14 protein-coding genes are annotated in these 14,771 nt (G+C 64.5%); 5 read left to right on the top strand and 9 right to left on the bottom strand.

What is annotated here, in order from left to right:
• Positions 1 to 122 precede the first annotated feature (122 nt).
• The gene (locus H4O11_RS01055) at positions 123 to 2,924 is read right to left on the bottom strand and encodes a TonB-dependent receptor domain-containing protein (protein WP_182337594.1); all 2,802 of its coding nucleotides are present in this window, start codon (positions 2,922 to 2,924) and stop codon (positions 123 to 125) included.
• Positions 2,925 to 3,355: 431 nt separating this feature from the next.
• Between H4O11_RS01055 and apbC the strand changes: the two genes are divergently transcribed.
• Both apbC and dcd read left to right on the top strand, forming a co-directional pair.
• On the top strand, positions 3,356 to 4,210 hold the full coding sequence (apbC, locus tag H4O11_RS01060) for an iron-sulfur cluster carrier protein ApbC (protein WP_182337595.1): 855 nt from the start codon (positions 3,356 to 3,358) through the stop codon (positions 4,208 to 4,210).
• A gap of 175 nt (positions 4,211 to 4,385) precedes the next feature.
• Entirely contained in the window at positions 4,386 to 4,958 is a 573-nt protein-coding gene (gene dcd / locus H4O11_RS01065) for a dCTP deaminase (RefSeq protein ID WP_182337596.1), read from the top strand.
• 49 nt (positions 4,959 to 5,007) lie between these two features.
• On the opposite strand, the gene H4O11_RS01070 is transcribed toward dcd, so the two are convergent.
• The 4 genes from H4O11_RS01070 to H4O11_RS01085 form a co-directional block, all read right to left on the bottom strand.
• Positions 5,008 to 5,175: a LiaI-LiaF-like domain-containing protein gene (locus H4O11_RS01070; RefSeq protein WP_182337597.1), complete on the bottom strand. Its 168-nt coding sequence runs from the start codon at positions 5,173 to 5,175 to the stop codon at positions 5,008 to 5,010.
• 16 nt (positions 5,176 to 5,191) lie between these two features.
• The gene (locus H4O11_RS01075) at positions 5,192 to 5,614 is read right to left on the bottom strand and encodes an HIT family protein (protein WP_182337598.1); all 423 of its coding nucleotides are present in this window, start codon (positions 5,612 to 5,614) and stop codon (positions 5,192 to 5,194) included.
• Positions 5,611 to 6,285 carry a dienelactone hydrolase family protein gene (locus H4O11_RS01080; RefSeq protein WP_182337599.1) on the bottom strand — a complete coding sequence of 225 codons (675 nt, stop codon included), beginning with the start codon at positions 6,283 to 6,285 and terminating at the stop codon, positions 5,611 to 5,613. The genes H4O11_RS01075 and H4O11_RS01080 overlap by 4 nt, the downstream gene beginning before the upstream one ends.
• 107 nt (positions 6,286 to 6,392) lie before the next feature.
• Positions 6,393 to 6,632, bottom strand: coding sequence for a hypothetical protein (locus tag H4O11_RS01085; protein WP_182337600.1), 240 nt, complete (start codon positions 6,630 to 6,632; stop codon positions 6,393 to 6,395).
• Positions 6,633 to 6,873: 241 nt separating this feature from the next.
• Between H4O11_RS01085 and rimO the strand changes: the two genes are divergently transcribed.
• The gene (rimO, locus tag H4O11_RS01090; RefSeq protein WP_182337601.1) at positions 6,874 to 8,232 is read left to right on the top strand and encodes a 30S ribosomal protein S12 methylthiotransferase RimO; all 1,359 of its coding nucleotides are present in this window, start codon (positions 6,874 to 6,876) and stop codon (positions 8,230 to 8,232) included.
• The gene (locus H4O11_RS01095) at positions 8,229 to 9,086 is read left to right on the top strand and encodes a DUF3025 domain-containing protein (protein WP_343042751.1); all 858 of its coding nucleotides are present in this window, start codon (positions 8,229 to 8,231) and stop codon (positions 9,084 to 9,086) included. The genes rimO and H4O11_RS01095 overlap by 4 nt, the downstream gene beginning before the upstream one ends.
• 25 nt (positions 9,087 to 9,111) lie before the next feature.
• Here the strand turns inward: H4O11_RS01095 and greB are convergent, their stop codons facing one another.
• Together greB and H4O11_RS01105 are read right to left on the bottom strand one after the other, a co-directional pair.
• Positions 9,112 to 9,618, bottom strand: coding sequence for a transcription elongation factor GreB (greB, locus tag H4O11_RS01100; protein WP_182337602.1), 507 nt, complete (start codon positions 9,616 to 9,618; stop codon positions 9,112 to 9,114).
• Between the two features lie 146 nt (positions 9,619 to 9,764).
• Positions 9,765 to 11,270, bottom strand: coding sequence for a helicase HerA-like domain-containing protein (locus tag H4O11_RS01105; protein WP_182337603.1), 1,506 nt, complete (start codon positions 11,268 to 11,270; stop codon positions 9,765 to 9,767).
• Positions 11,271 to 11,393: 123 nt separating this feature from the next.
• Here H4O11_RS01105 and H4O11_RS01110 point away from each other — a divergent pair, with 123 nt between their 5' ends.
• Entirely contained in the window at positions 11,394 to 12,998 is a 1,605-nt protein-coding gene (locus H4O11_RS01110) for a transglycosylase SLT domain-containing protein (protein WP_182337604.1), read from the top strand.
• A gap of 51 nt (positions 12,999 to 13,049) precedes the next feature.
• Here H4O11_RS01110 and H4O11_RS01115 read toward each other — a convergent pair whose 3' ends face one another.
• On the bottom strand, positions 13,050 to 14,297 hold the full coding sequence (locus H4O11_RS01115) for an MFS transporter (protein ID WP_182337605.1): 1,248 nt from the start codon (positions 14,295 to 14,297) through the stop codon (positions 13,050 to 13,052).
• On the bottom strand, positions 14,294 to 14,746 hold the full coding sequence (locus H4O11_RS01120) for a SufE family protein (protein ID WP_182337606.1): 453 nt from the start codon (positions 14,744 to 14,746) through the stop codon (positions 14,294 to 14,296). Before H4O11_RS01120 ends, H4O11_RS01115 begins: the two co-directional genes overlap by 4 nt.
• Positions 14,747 to 14,771: the final 25 nt, after the last annotated feature.

Below are 14,771 nucleotides of genomic sequence, written 5' to 3' on the forward strand. Positions count from 1 at the left end.
CCTTGCAAGGGTAGGCGCGCGGGCAGTATCGGCAAAGTGGCGTCGCAGGGAAAAAGAGGAGGCCCGCCTTGCGGCGGGCCTCGTCTTTGGCGCCCTGTGCAGGGATGCAGTGGCGCGGATTATTACTTCGCGCCGAACTCGTACTTGGCCTGCACGTAGATCGCACGCCCGTAAGCGTTGTACAGGTAATTGTTGTATGGCTGGCCGCTGGTCCCGGCGAAGCTGTAACGCTGGTTGTCAGGCATTTTGTTGAACACGTTGTTGACCATCAGCGACAGAGTCAGGTTCTCCATGGCGCGGTAGTTCACGCTCAGGTTGTAGGTGGTATACGAGCCCCACTTGCCGGCCTTGTACCCGGATGGGTGGATATAATCGTAGCCGTTGCCCAGGTAGGCCATGTAGTTCGGCGTCTTGCCGATATAGTTGGCATACAACGTGGTGGTCCAATCGCCCTTGGCCCATGCGACCGAGCCATCGGCGCGCACCTTGGCGTAGGAATCATAGATCCACATGGCATACGGGTCGCCCAGCAGGTCCAGGTAGTCGTCACCCGGCTGCGGCTGCAACTCACGCTCCAGCATGTTGGTGTAGTTGCCGGAGAACTGCAGTGCGCCGAAACGGCCCATGTCCTGCACGTACTTGAAGCTGGCCGTCAGCGCCTGCAGGTTCTGGCTGGCGACGTTCATCTTCGGTGTATAGATCTCGTCCAGCACGCCAGCGCCGTCACGGGTCACCCAATCGGCCACGTTGTCGCAGCTGGCCGAAGTATTGTTGGACAGGCCGTTGCGGCAGTAGTATTCCGCCAGCAGCAACTGGTCGGAACTGAGCGTGTTGACCTCGTTCTTGATTTTCCAGTTGTAATAATCCACCGAGAACGACAGGTTGTTCAACGGCGCCCACACAATGCCGGCATTCCATACATCGGCAGTGATCGGCTCCAGGTCCGGGTTGCCGGACTGCACGCCGAATACCGATTCGTTGTCGTAGGGGCAGCCAAGGGTGTTGGCCGGGTCGTAACCTAGCTGGCCGCAACGGTAATAGTCAGTCGAGCTATTGGCGTAGTAGCCGCTCATTCCCTGGAACGCATCAGCCAGGGTCGGGGCGCGGAATGCCGTACCGTACTTGCCACGGAACAGCAGGCTTTCGATCGGACGGAACTCGACGCCCACGCTGTAAGTGGCCTTGTCGATCGTACTGTCCTGGATCTTGAACGCGTCGTAGCGGCCAGAGGCGGTGACGGTCAGGGAATCCAGCAGTGGCAGGCGCAGTTCGCTGGTCACCGCGTAATTGCTGCGGTGGCCCGCACCTGAAACCGCCGTGGTGCCCCACACGCTGCCGTCGACCAGGCCCGGATCGGGCGAGTAATCCCAACCTTCGCTGCCGCCTTCCACCACCACTGCGAAGCCGGCATCGCCACCGGGCAGCGAGAACAGCGAACCATTGGTCAGCTGTACGCGCCCCAGGTTCTGCCAAGTACGGCTCTCGCTGTAGCTGTATCCGGTGAAGCTCTGGAAGTCGCCGGCGGGCATGGGCGCGTAGAACGCTTCCCAGTTGGGGTTGTAGATGTTGTAGCCATCGTCGTCGACGCCCAGTACCGGGCCCAACACGTGATCTTCGAAGTAGCTGTCGATCGGGTCGGCCCAGCGTACGAAACCGCGTTCGGTCAGCTTGTATTCGCCCCGGCTGAAGCTGGCGCTGTAATCCCAGTTGCCAGCCGAGCCGCGACCGCCGAGCGTTACCTGGTAGGCCTTGTTGCGGTCGGTATTCAGGATGTCCTTGTAGCCATTGGGGCCGATGTCTTCCGGCGCGAACACGCGCTGCAGGTTCAGGTACTGGTCCGAGCCCTGGTCATAGAACGCTCCCCAGCCCGCTGACGTACCCCACCAGGTGTAGTTGGAGCCGGTGGCGTACTGGACTTCTTCCAGGTTGACCAGCGCATCACCGAACAACTGGAAGTTGTCATTTACATCGAAGGTCAGCGAGCTGTATATCTGGCTGCTTTCCTTGCCGTTCTTGATAGTCTTGTAGCCGGTGCCGTAGATCGAGCCGCAGGCTTGGCCCGTCGGACGCGTGCCCAGCACCGTGGTGCCGCCGAACTGCCCGGCGACGTTGGCGCACAGGTTCGGATCCATCATTGCATAGCGGTTTTCATTGTCTGGCTGCAGTACCAGGAAATCATTGGATACGTACTGCGGGCTGTAACCATCGGGGTTGTTGACCTTGGTCAGGTCGCGCTGGTAACCCCAGATCGGACTGGTCTTTTCATACTGGGCGTTGACCAGTACGTTGAGGCGTTCATCGGCGCTGGTGAAGCCCTTGGCCACGCTGAAGCGGAAATTGCTGCCGCCGCCTTCCGAATAGGCTCCGCCGCGCACATTGATCGAGCCACCATCCAGGCGGTCCTTCAGGATGATGTTGACGACGCCGGCGATGGCGTCTGAACCGTACAGCGAGGATTGGCCTCCTGGCAGGATCTCGATGCGATCGACGATATCGATCGGGATGCCACTGATGTTGTTGAACGAATCGCTGCCGTTGTACAGCGCAGGGTAGGCCAGCATCGGGCGGCCATTGATCAGGTACTTGGTGTAGCCGGGGCTCAGCCCGAACATGCCGGCCGCCTCGGCACCCTGGGTGAAGGATGCGGAGGTCTGGCCGCCCTGCAGGCCGCCGGTGGTCAGCGACGACTGTTGCAGCACGTCGGCGACACTGGTGAAGCCGCGGGTCTGGATGTCCTCGGCGGTGACCGTCAGGACCGGCGTATGGGTCTCGATTTCCGTCTGCGGGATCAGTGAGCCGGTGACTGTGACCCGGTCAAGGCTGGTGGGTGCGTCCTGGGCCAGGACCGGTGAGGACACGGCGATCAGGCTTGCAAACAGGGCGATGGTTAGCGGGTGGCGCGTAATCATGGAACGCTGGTGCATGGTGGGTATCCTGAGCAGATGGCTGGATGCTGGCCATGGTCTTCCGTGACGCTTCATCGCCCGTTCAGACCTGGTGGCGTCGCCAAAACGTAACACAGCATTAACGAGGGTGACATGTTTTCTTGGAAATGAATCACAATTTTCGAGATATTTGTGAATATGTTTTCTTTATAAAACAAAGCCTTGCTGATTTTCTTGAAAGGAAATTTCCGTGCTCGGTGAGTATCGGTTGAACTGGCCGGGATTTTTTTCATCGGTGTTGGCATGGTGGAACGGGGGCTTGAAGTCCCCGTCGGCGACGGCGGCGCAAACCCGCATCGGTGCGTTGCTCCGCACCCATCCCGACTAGGCGACGGCTCAATGACCGACGGATCTGCCGCGGCTTGTATCATTGCGCCTTACGTTCGATTCGATGATCCCGGAGTACCGCAGTGAACAACCCGCAACGCCGCCCGCACGCCAGCCAGGTGCAGAAGGGCCTGACCCCGCATGCGCGAATCCGCAACGTGGTGGCCGTTGGCTCAGGCAAGGGGGGGGTAGGCAAGAGCACCACGTCGGTCAACCTGGCCGTGGCGCTGCAGCAGCTTGGCGCGCGGGTAGGGGTGCTGGATGCGGACATCTACGGACCATCGGTGCCGGCCATGCTGGGCCTGTCCGGCCGCCCGGAAAGCCCGGACAACAAGAGCATCGAGCCACCGCGCGCATTCGGCGTGGATACCATGTCGATAGGCTACCTGATCGAAGACGAGACGCCGATGATCTGGCGTGGCCCGATGGCTACGTCGGCGATGACCCAACTGTTCAATGATACGTTGTGGGACGATCTGGACGTGCTGTTGATCGACCTGCCGCCGGGGACAGGCGACATCCAGCTGACCCTGACCCAGAAGATTCCGCTGGCTGGCGCCGTGATCGTCACCACGCCGCAGGACATCGCCACGCTGGATGCCAGGAAGGCGCTGAAGATGTTCGAGAAGGTGGAGGTGCCGGTACTGGGCATCGTCGAGAACATGGCCGTGCATACCTGCAGCAACTGCGGGCACGTCGAACACCTGTTCGGACAGGGCGGCGGCGAGAAGATGGCCGCGCAGTACGGCGTGCCGCTGCTGGGCTCGCTGCCGTTGCAGATCGAAATCCGTGAGCAGGGCGATGCCGGAACCCCGATCACCGCCTCGCAACCGGATTCTGCCGCCGCGCAGGCCTATCGGCATGCGGCGCAGCGGCTGCTGGAAGAGCTGGCCAAGCGCCCGCGTGCGTCGATTCCGATCCTGTCCTCGCTGGTCTGATCCCAATCATCCGGGTAGCGCCGAGCCATGCTCGGCGAACGGCATGGCACCCAATGCCTGTTGTCTGCGGTGGTAACCCCGCCGGGCATGGCCCGGCGCTACACCCAGCTGCGGCGGCAACTGTAGAATCGTGGCCCGGGCGTCCGCCCGCCCCATCAAGCAGCCAGGACCGAGCATGAGCATCAAGAGTGACCGTTGGATCCGTCGCATGTCCGAGCAGCACGGCATGATCGAGCCGTTCGAGGCTGGGCAGGTGAAGCAGGCCGACGGCCAGCGCATCGTCAGCTATGGCACGTCCAGCTATGGCTACGACGTGCGCTGCTCGCGTGAGTTCAAGGTATTCACCAACATCAACTCGACCATCGTCGACCCGAAGCACTTCGATCCGGGCAGCTTCGTCGACGTCACCGCCGATGAGTGCATCATCCCGCCCAACAGCTTCGCGCTGGCACGCACGGTGGAGTATTTCCGCATCCCGCGCGACACGCTGGTGGTCTGCCTGGGCAAGAGCACCTATGCACGCTGCGGCATCATCGTCAACGTGACGCCGCTGGAGCCGGAGTGGGAAGGGCACGTGACCCTGGAGTTCAGCAACACCACGCCGCTGCCGGCGCGCATCTACGCCAACGAAGGCGTGGCGCAGATGTTGTTCTTCCAGGCCGATGCGGACGACGTGTGCGAAACCTCGTACAAGGACCGTGGCGGCAAGTACCAGGGCCAGACCGGGGTGACCCTGCCGCGCACCTGAGCGACGCGGCATTGCATGACGAAAACGCCGGGCGTGGCCCGGCGCTACCTTATTTGCCGCGGCCGAACAGCATGCCGACGCCGACCGCCACCAGGCCGACGGGCCACCAGGTGGTGAGCAGGCGGGTGAAGTTCATGTTGGTCCAACCGAGGTTGGTGGCGAGCATGAACAGCCCGACCAGGATCAGCAGGATGGCGGCAACGAGATTGAAACGCATCGGAGTCTGCAAACGCTCAGGAGTGGGGCGGATATCCTAGCCGTTCCTGCCAGTACGCGACACGCTGCTGCAGCACGGCGGGGGCGTGGCGATGTGCCTGCCCGCTGCCCCAGACCGGCCCCGGCCACGCAGGATCGCCCTCGTGGCGCCCGATGACATGGAAATGGAACTGGCGCACGATGTTGCCCAGCGCTCCCATGTTGATCTTTTCGACGCCCTCTTCGGCCTTCAGGGCCTTGGAGGTGCGGTTCAGTTCGGTGCGCAGCTTGTCCTGCTGGTCACCATCCAGTTCGATCCACTCGACCAGGCCGGCCACGCGGGGCACGACCACCAGCCACGGGAAGCGTTCGTCGTTCATCAACCGGATCTGGGACAGCGGTCCTTCCGCCACCAATACGCTGTCGGTGGCCAGGCGCGAATCCAGTTCAAAATCGCTCATCCAATATGCTCCTTGAAGAATTCCAGGGTGCGGTCCAGCGCCAGCGCGGCGCTGTCTGGATCATACGCATGTCCGACATCGCGGTTGAAGCCATGGTCGGCCGGATAGACGAAGCTTGCCATCCTGGGCAGCTTCTCGCGGTGGGCCGCGATGGCTTCCGGGGGGATGCTCTTGTCCAGTGCGCCGAAGTGGAACATCACCGGCGCCTTGGGGCTTTCATCCAGGAACTGCACGTTGCGGGCACCGTAATAGCTGACCGACGGCAGGCCCAGCCGCAGCGCCGCCAGCAGTGCGATGCTGCCGCCCCAGCAGTAACCGACCGTGCCGACCTTGCCGGCTGACGCCAACCGGGTCGCTGCGGCGCGGACGAGCACCAGCGACTTCTCCACGCCCAGTTCGTTGACGCGTTCCAGGCCGCCCTTTACGCCATCAGCGTCGTAGGCAAGTTCCAGCGGTGGGGCATCCGCGTCAGCTTCGACCAGGTCGAAGAACGAGGGTGCCAGCACCGCGTAGCCCGCCGAGGCGAACCGTTCGGCCACCGAGCGCATGTGCTCGTTGACCCCGAAAATTTCCTGGATGACCACCAGCCCGCCGCGTGGCGTGCCTTCGGGTAGCGCTTCCCATGCCTTTGCTTTGCCATGGTGGGTGTCCAGCGTGATCCACTTGCCCATCGTGCAGCGCCTTCTTGAGTGATTGCTGGCGCCATTATCCTCCGATGGCGGGTTAGGGGGCCGTCAGCGGAAGGCTGTCCCCCCTGACCGGCCTGCGGACAAAAGGGCTATCTGCAACCCAGGTTGCGCGGGGCCTTGCCCTGTGCCTGGAGATCACGCAGGAATGCCTCGAACTTGCGCTGTGCTGCCTGCAATGTGGGTTCGTAATACTCGACTCGGCGAACGACGGGCGTGCCCCCCTCATGGATCTCATAGGAGCACAGGTAGTAGGTATTGCCGGCGCTCGCCGTGCCTGCGTTGCCCGACAGCAGAAGGGCTGTCAGCCAGATTGGGGTGAAGAGCTTCATGCGACATCTCCTTTCGGTTGGCTGAACGGCAGGGGGACGGTGCCGCGCAGCACCTGATGGCATTGCTGGATGGAGACATCCTGTGCCTTGGGCTTGCATTGAGCTATGAGGATTACTGCAATCGCAGCGCCCGGTATGCGGGGCTACGGAATGGTTCAGGGGCAGGCAGGATGCCCGGTATACTTGCCCGATCCAGGCCCCCAGGCCACGCCCGGCCCAGGCCCCCAGAGTCTCCCGATCCATGTCCCAGCTGAACCCCAAAGTCGGCTTCGTCAGCCTTGGCTGCCCGAAGGCACTCGTCGATTCCGAGCGCATCCTCACCCAGCTCCGGGTGGAAGGGTATGACATCGTCCCCACCTACGACGCCGCCGACGTGGTGGTGGTCAATACCTGTGGCTTCATCGACTCGGCCGTTGCCGAATCGCTGGATGCCATCGGTGAGGCGATGAATGCGAATGGCAAGGTCATCGTCACCGGTTGCCTGGGCAAGCGCCCCGAGCAGATCCGCGAGGCGTATCCGGACGTGCTGGCGGTGTCCGGCCCGCAGGATTACCAGAGCGTGATGGAGGCCGTGCACGCCGCGATACCGCCGCAGCACGATCCCTTCGTCGACCTGGTGCCGGACTACGGCATCAAGCTGACGCCGCGGCATTATGCGTACCTGAAGATTTCCGAAGGCTGCAACCACCATTGCAGCTTCTGCATCATCCCGTCCATGCGCGGCAAGCTGGTCTCGCGGCCGGTGGACGACGTACTGCGCGAAGCCGAACGGCTGGTGCGCGGCGGCGTGCGCGAGCTGCTGGTGGTCTCGCAGGACACCTCGGCCTACGGCGTGGACGTGAAGTACGCCGAGCGCATGTGGCGCGACAAGGCCTACCAGACGCGCATGAAATCACTGTGCGAAGGGCTGTCCGAGCTGGATGCCTGGGTGCGCATGCATTACGTCTACCCGTATCCGCACGTGGACGAAATGGTGCCGCTGATGGCGGAAAACCGCATCCTGCCGTACCTGGATATTCCGTTCCAGCACGCCAGCCCGCGCATCCTGCGACTGATGAAGCGCCCGGGTGCGGTTGAAAAGACCCTCGAGCGGGTGCAGAACTGGCGCCGCATCGCGCCGGACATCACCGTGCGCTCGACCTTCATCGTCGGTTTCCCCGGCGAGACCGAGGCCGAGTTCGAAGAGCTGCTCTCCTTCCTCGACGAGGCGCAGCTGGATCGCGTCGGTGCGTTTGCCTATTCGCCGGTGGAGGGCGCTACCGCCAACGGCCTGCCGGACCCGGTGCCCGAAGCGGTGAAGCAGGAGCGGCTGGCCCGTTTCATGGAAAAGCAGGCACAGATCTCCGCCGCCCGCCTGGAAGCGAAGATCGGCACGGTGCAGCAGTGCCTGGTCGATGCGATCGAGGGTGATATCGCGGTGGCGCGTTCGAAGGCCGATGCACCGGAGATCGATGGCCTGGTGCATGTCCAGAACGCCGATACGGTACCGCTGCGCGTGGGTGAGTTCGTCGACGTGGAGATCACCGAAAGCGACGAGCACGATCTGTACGGCGATGCGCTGCCGCCCGCGCGCAAACCGTTCGATCTCAAGATGCTGTGACCGGGTCGGCGGCCGCCGCCGACACCGGCCGCGTTCGCCGGCGTTTCATCGCGCCCTCGCGCGAAGCGGTGGACCGGGCCTGTTTCAGCCAGCCGTTGTTCTCCGGCCTGCGCGCTTTCCATGAGCTGATGACGGCTGCCGACTGGCCGTCCGTTGGCGCGCTGGATGCACGCCTCGTGCTGCCTGGCAAGCACCTGGTGATGCAGGATGAGGCGCTGCTTGCGGACGGCCTGCACTACGAACGCCGCATTGCCGAGCGTGGGCAGATCGCCACGCGGGCGCGCAATTGGCATGACCTGTTCAATGCCCTTGTCTGGGCGCGCTACCCATCATTGAAGTTGGCGCTCAACGCGCGGCAGTGCCTGCATATCGCGGCGATGGGAGTGGGCGCACGCAATCGTGCGCAGGCCGCGCTGACCCAGTTCGATGAGGCCGGGGTGATCGTGCGGGTGCGTGATGCCAGCCTGTTGCCTGCGTGGGATTGCCACGACTGGGAACGTTTGTTCGCGCAGGGCGCCGGGCAATGGCGAGATGGCGATATCGCTGTTGTCGCCGTGGTCGGGCATGCCTTGATGGAGCAGGCATTGCTGCCGGGGCGCCTGCTGGTGGGCAAGTGCGTGGTGGTGCAGGGTGAAGAGGACGCCGCCTGCATTGCCGGGACCACCCGGGCCATTGGCGAGGGCAGGGTGCTGGAGGACCCGCTGCAGCTGCGCCCGTTGCCGCTGGCGGGCATACCCGGGTGGCACGGCGGGCAGGACAGCGCTTTTTACCGGCAGTCCGACTATTTTCGTCCGCTACGCGAAGGGCGGATCTATCCGCCGCCGCTTGGCATGACGCCGGACCACGACAGGTAGCGCCGAGCCATGCTCGGCGGCTTTCCTATTCGCTGTGGTACTCCACCGACAGGATTGCAAAGTCGTGGCGGCCGCCGGGCAGGTCGACTTCGAACTCATCGTCTATCCGCTTCTTCAGTAGTGCGCGTGCCAACGGCGAATCGATGCTGATCCAGCCGGTGCTGGCCTCGGTTTCGTCCGGGCCGACGATCCGGTAGCGGCTGACCTCGCCACTTTCCACGTTCTCGAGTTCCACCCACGCGCCAAAGAACACTGCCTGCGGATCGCTGGGCTCCCCATCGACCACGCGCAATGCCTCCAGCCGTTTGCTCAGGTAGCGCACCCGACGGTCGATCTCACCCAGCTGCTTCTTGCGGTAGGTGTATTCGGCGTTCTCCGAGCGGTCGCCTTCGGCAGCAGCGGCGGCAAGCGCCTTGACCACGTCGGGCCGGCGCACGCGCCATAGATCGTCCAGCTCCGCTTTCAGCCTTGCGTGGCCGCTGGAGGTGATCAGTGCGGTGCTTTTCTCTGCCGGGGGACGCCAACGGGACATCTACTGCTCTCTGCTGCGGAATGAACACCGACAGCTTACGGGAAGCTGTCCGGCGGCACCGCTCCAGCCAGGGGACGGCAGTGGAGCGGTGGGGCATGGGGTGGCGGCGATCTGCAGTGACGGGCATGCCCCGTCCCTGCCCACGCTCAGCGTTTGCCGCCGAAGATGCCGCCCAGGATGCCGCGCACGATCTGGTTGCCCAGCTTGGTACCGACGGTGCGGGTGGTCTGCTTGGCCATGGTTTCGATCATGCCCTGGCGGCGCTTGGTGCCGAAGATGGCATCCTTGATCGATTGACCGAAACCGCTGTCCTGTGCCTCGTCCTGTTCACGGGTGCGGGCCTTGGGCGTGTCGCTGGCCTGGACCGTTTTCTGCGCACGCTGGGCCAGCAGCTCGGCTGCCGACTCGCGGTTGACTGCCGTGTCGTATCGGCTTCCGACCGGGCTGCCGGCACGCACCTGTGCACGTTCGGCCTCGCTCACCGGGCCCATCCGGCAGCGTGGCGGGGCGATCTGTGTCTGCTGCACGGGCATCGGTATGCCTTTGTCCTGCAGGGTGGAAACCAGGGCCTCGCCGGTGCCGAGCTGGCCCAGTACGCGGGTCACGTCCAGCTTCGGGTTCGGCACGAAGGTCTCGGCGGCGGTTTTCACCGCCTTCTGGTCGCGCGGGGTGAACGCGCGCAGCGCATGCTGCACGCGGTTGCCGAGCTGGCCCAGGATGTTGGCAGGCACGTCGTCCGGGAACTGCGAGCAGAAGTACACGCCCACGCCCTTGGAGCGGATCAGCCGCACCACCTGCTCGATGCGTTGCACCAGGGCCGATGGTGCATCGTCGAACAGCAGGTGTGCCTCGTCGAAGATGAACACCAGCTTCGGCTTCTCCAGATCGCCGACTTCCGGCAGGGTCTCGAACAGTTCCGACAGCAGCCACAGCAGGAAGGTCGAATACAGCTTGGGCTTGAGTACCAGCTGGTCGGCGGCGAGGATGCCGATCACCCCGCGGCCATCATGGTTGACCCGCATCAGGTCGGCCAGCTCCAGGGCCGGTTCGCCGAAGAAGGCTTCACCGCCATCCTGCGACAGTCGCAGCAGCGAACGCTGGATCGCCGCCACCGATTGCGCGCTGACCAGGCCATATTCGGTGGAAACGTCCTTGCGCTCCTCGGCGACCAGGCCCAGCAGTGCACGCAGGTCGTCCAGGTCCAGCAGCAACAGCCCGCGGTCGTCGGCCAGCTTGAACACGATGTCCAGTACACCGGCCTGGGTATCGCTCAGTTCCAGGATGCGCGAGAGCAGGGTCGGGCCCATCTCGCTGACCGTGGTGCGCACCGGATGGCCCAGCTTGCCGTACAGGTCCCAGAAGATGGCTGGGCTGGCGGCGGGGGCGTAATCGGCCACGCCGATCTGCGCGGCGCGTTGCAGCAGTGCCTCGCCGCCGGCACCGGGCACCGCCAGTCCGGATACGTCGCCCTTCACGTCGGCCAGGAACACCGGCACGCCGATCCTTGAGAAACCTTCGGCCAACGTCATCAATGTCACCGTCTTGCCGGTGCCGGTGGCGCCGGCCACCAGGCCATGGCGGTTGCCCAGTTTCGGCAGCAGGGTAACGGGGACGTCGTCGGTGGTGCCTTTGCCGAGCAGAATCGGGTCCATGGTCCAGCCCTTGTGATGAATGCGCCCAATGTTAACCGGCCTCGCAGCGGGCGCGTGGCCCGGGTTGCCGGGACCTCGGCGGCACCGCTACTCTGCCTGCCTGTTTCGTACACAGTGCCAAAAATGCCCGTTTCTGTCCTGCTTGCTCGTGGCTTGCCCATCCTGGCCATGGCCAGCCTGCTCGTCGCCGTGCCCGATGCGCACGCGCAACGCGTCTCAACCCGTGACCGGGCCAAGGCAGACGTGCTGCAGCAGCGCATGGCTGTTGCCGAGAAGCGCTATACCGACGCGCTGGTGCAGGTGGCCAACGCCGACCCCAAGGGGACCACTGAAGCCGATGCGGCGCTGGAAGACATGGAAGACGTGCTCAGCGCCTGCGTCGGCCAGAAGGGCTGCCAGATGAGCACCCTGCTGGCGACCTACAAGCGCCTGCTGAAGCGCGACGCCGACGCTGAAGGCGAGGACGCGGTGGCCGATGAGGCGGGCGACCCGCTGCATGCCGACCCCGACCATGTCGCTCCGCTGGCGGCCGACGTACCCGAAGCGGCGCGTGCAGCCGCACTGCTCAACGACAAGCGCCACGCCTTTGACAGCATGGTCGAGTACAACCCGGCCATCCAGGCTGGTATCCGCCGCTGGCTGACCGACATGCGCCCGGCCTTGCTGACCAGCTATGAGAATTACCAGAACCTGCGTGCGGTGATGTGGCCGGAATGGGAGAAGCGAGGCCTGCCCGAAGCGCTGTTGTTCGGCATCATGGCCAAGGAATCCAACGGCCGCGTACATGCTTCTTCACGTGCCGGCGCAGCGGGCCTGATGCAGTTCATGCCCGCTACCGGCCGTCGGTTCGGGCTGGGGCCGGACGGAACCGGCTTCGATACGCGGTTCGATGCACGCAGTGCGGCCGAAGCCAGCGCGACCTACCTCGACGAGCGCCTGCGCCAGCTGGACAACAGCATCGAACTGTCGCTGGCAGGCTACAACGGCGGCGAGGGCCGTGCGCTGCGGGTGTCACGGCAGAACCCGGGGCAGAGCTTCTGGGTGAACAACGTCTACAGTGAGTTTCCGGCCGAAACCAAGGACTACGTGCCGATGGTGATCGCCGCGGCGTGGATTTTCCTGCACCCGCAGCAATACGGCGTGGAATTCCCGAAGGTCAACGCGCAGCCGACGACGCTTCGCCTGGCGAAGTCCACCACGATCTACGAATTGACCATCTGCCTGGGTAGCCATGGCACGCGCGATGGTTACATGCGTGCGCTGCGCAACCTCAACCCGCGATACGAGGCGGATGGCTGGATCCCGGCGGGCACGCTGATCAACGCCACCACGCGCATCGCCGGCCTGTACGCCCGCAACTGCGTCAGCGGCCCGCGTGCGGACCTGGCGCGGGCATTGATCACTGCCGATCTGAATGCCGCCATCGTGCGCCCCAGTGCGGCCAGTTTCACCGGCAGCGTAGCCGTTGGCGGCGTGGTGCCGGTGGCGGCCGCTGGCGCCAATGCGGTACCGGCTGCACCTGCTGCGGTGGTGGCCACGCCGCGTCCAGCGGCGCCGCGAGCCAAGCCGGTGCGCAGCCATAAGGTGGCCAAGGGCGAAACGCTGGGACGGATCGCAGCGAAGTTCCAGTGCGATGTGCCGACGCTGGCACGTGCCAATGGCCTGAAGGCACCGGCCTACAGCCTGCGCCAGGGCCAGACGCTGAAGCTGCAGGGCTGCGGCGACTGAGCCGGGGTTTCGTGTTGGGCGCTACCGAAGCGCGAAGGCGATGGCGCAACCCTACTGCAGGTCGCGCAGGTTCAGGCGGCGCAGGGTGGGGTTCTTCCATGCGGTGATGCCGGCCACGCTGAGCACCGCGAAGCCGCCCAGCACCACCGCCGGCACCAGCCCCAGCAGCCGGGCCATGGTGCCCGCATAGAACGCGCCCAGTTCGTTGGACGAGCTGATGAAAATGCCGTTGATGGACGACACCCGCCCGCGCATCTCTTCCGGCGTGGCCAACTGCAGGATGGTCGAACGCACCACCACCGAAACGCCATCGAAGGCCCCGTAGAACAGCAGGATCAACGCCGACAGCCAGAAGTGGTGCGACAGTCCGAAGCCGATCACGCACAGCCCGAAACCGGCGACGGCGAACAGCAGTACGCGGCCTGCATGCTCCTGCAGCGGATGGCGTGCCAGCCACAGCCCCACCGCGATCGAGCCCAGTGCCGGTGCCGCGCGCAGGATGCCCAGCCCTTCCGGGCCATGGTGGAGGATGTCCTGCAGGAATGCCGGCAGCATCGCCACCACGCCACCCAGCAGCACCGAGAACATGTCCAGTGCCATGGCGCCGACCATGATCCGGTTACCGACCACGAACTTCGCGCCTTCGGCGATGCTGCGGAAGATCGGTGCGGCAGGGCCTTGGTGTACCGGCTCGCTGACCTTCAGCGTGGCCAGGCAGGCGATCGCCACCAGCGCGAATCCGGTCGCCACGCCATACGCCACGCCCTTGCCTCCCCAGCCGACCAGCACGCCGCCCAATGCAGGGCCGAAGACCATGCCGGCCTGGAAGAACACGCTGCCGAGTCCGGCGCCACGCGCGAACTGGTGACGCTCCAGCACGCGTGCGAACAGCGCGTTGTAGATGGGCGACAGGAACGCACGGACCATGCCGGTCAGCGCGATGGCCGCATAGATCGGCCAGACGCCGTGGAACGGCAGCCAGTCCAGCGCCACCGCGCACAGCACCAGTGCGGTGGCGACCAGGCCGGAACACGCCACCATGCCGAGCCTGCGCCGCGGCAGATGGTCGACCAGGTAGCCGGCAAACGGGGCTACGCAGAAGAACGGCAGTACTTCGGCCAGGCCGACCAGGCCCAGCGAGAATGGATTGCGGGTGACTTCGTAGATGTGCCAGCCCACGGTGACCGCGACCACCTGGTAGGACAGCATCGCGAAGATGCGGTACGCCAGCAGCTTGGTGAAGCCGGGACGGGCCAGCAGGGTCCGTGCGCTTTCTTCGTCCGCTGCGCCGGCGCTCACGGTTGGGCGCGCTGCAGCTGGGCCTGCGCGGTCTCGCGGATGAAGGCCAACATCGCCGCCACGCCATTGCTGCGGGTCGGCGACAGGTGGCGAGCCAGGCCGATGTCCTGGATATAGGTCGGTTCGGTTGCCAGGATTTCGCTGGCGCTGCGCCCGGAGTAGACCCGCAATGCCAGGAAGATCAGTCCGGAGACGATCGCCGAATCACTGATGGCATGGAAGCGCAGCATGTCCGCATTGCCCTCCGGCACGATCCAGACCATCGACTGGCAGCCCAGCAGGCGGTGTTCCTCGCTCTTCCAGGTGTCCGGGAATGCGGGCAGCTTGCGGCCAAGGTCGATCAGGTACTGGTAGCGCTCGGACCAGTCGCTGAAGAAGGAGAACTCTTCGGCGATGGCGGTCTGGGCTTCGGCGGCGGTGGTTTCAAGCGGGAAGGGGGAATCGGTCATTTCGTTCTTCAGGTGGCGGGTTGCT

The organism is Stenotrophomonas tumulicola (genome assembly GCF_014117215.1).
GTDB classification, from domain to species: domain Bacteria; phylum Pseudomonadota; class Gammaproteobacteria; order Xanthomonadales; family Xanthomonadaceae; genus Stenotrophomonas; species Stenotrophomonas tumulicola.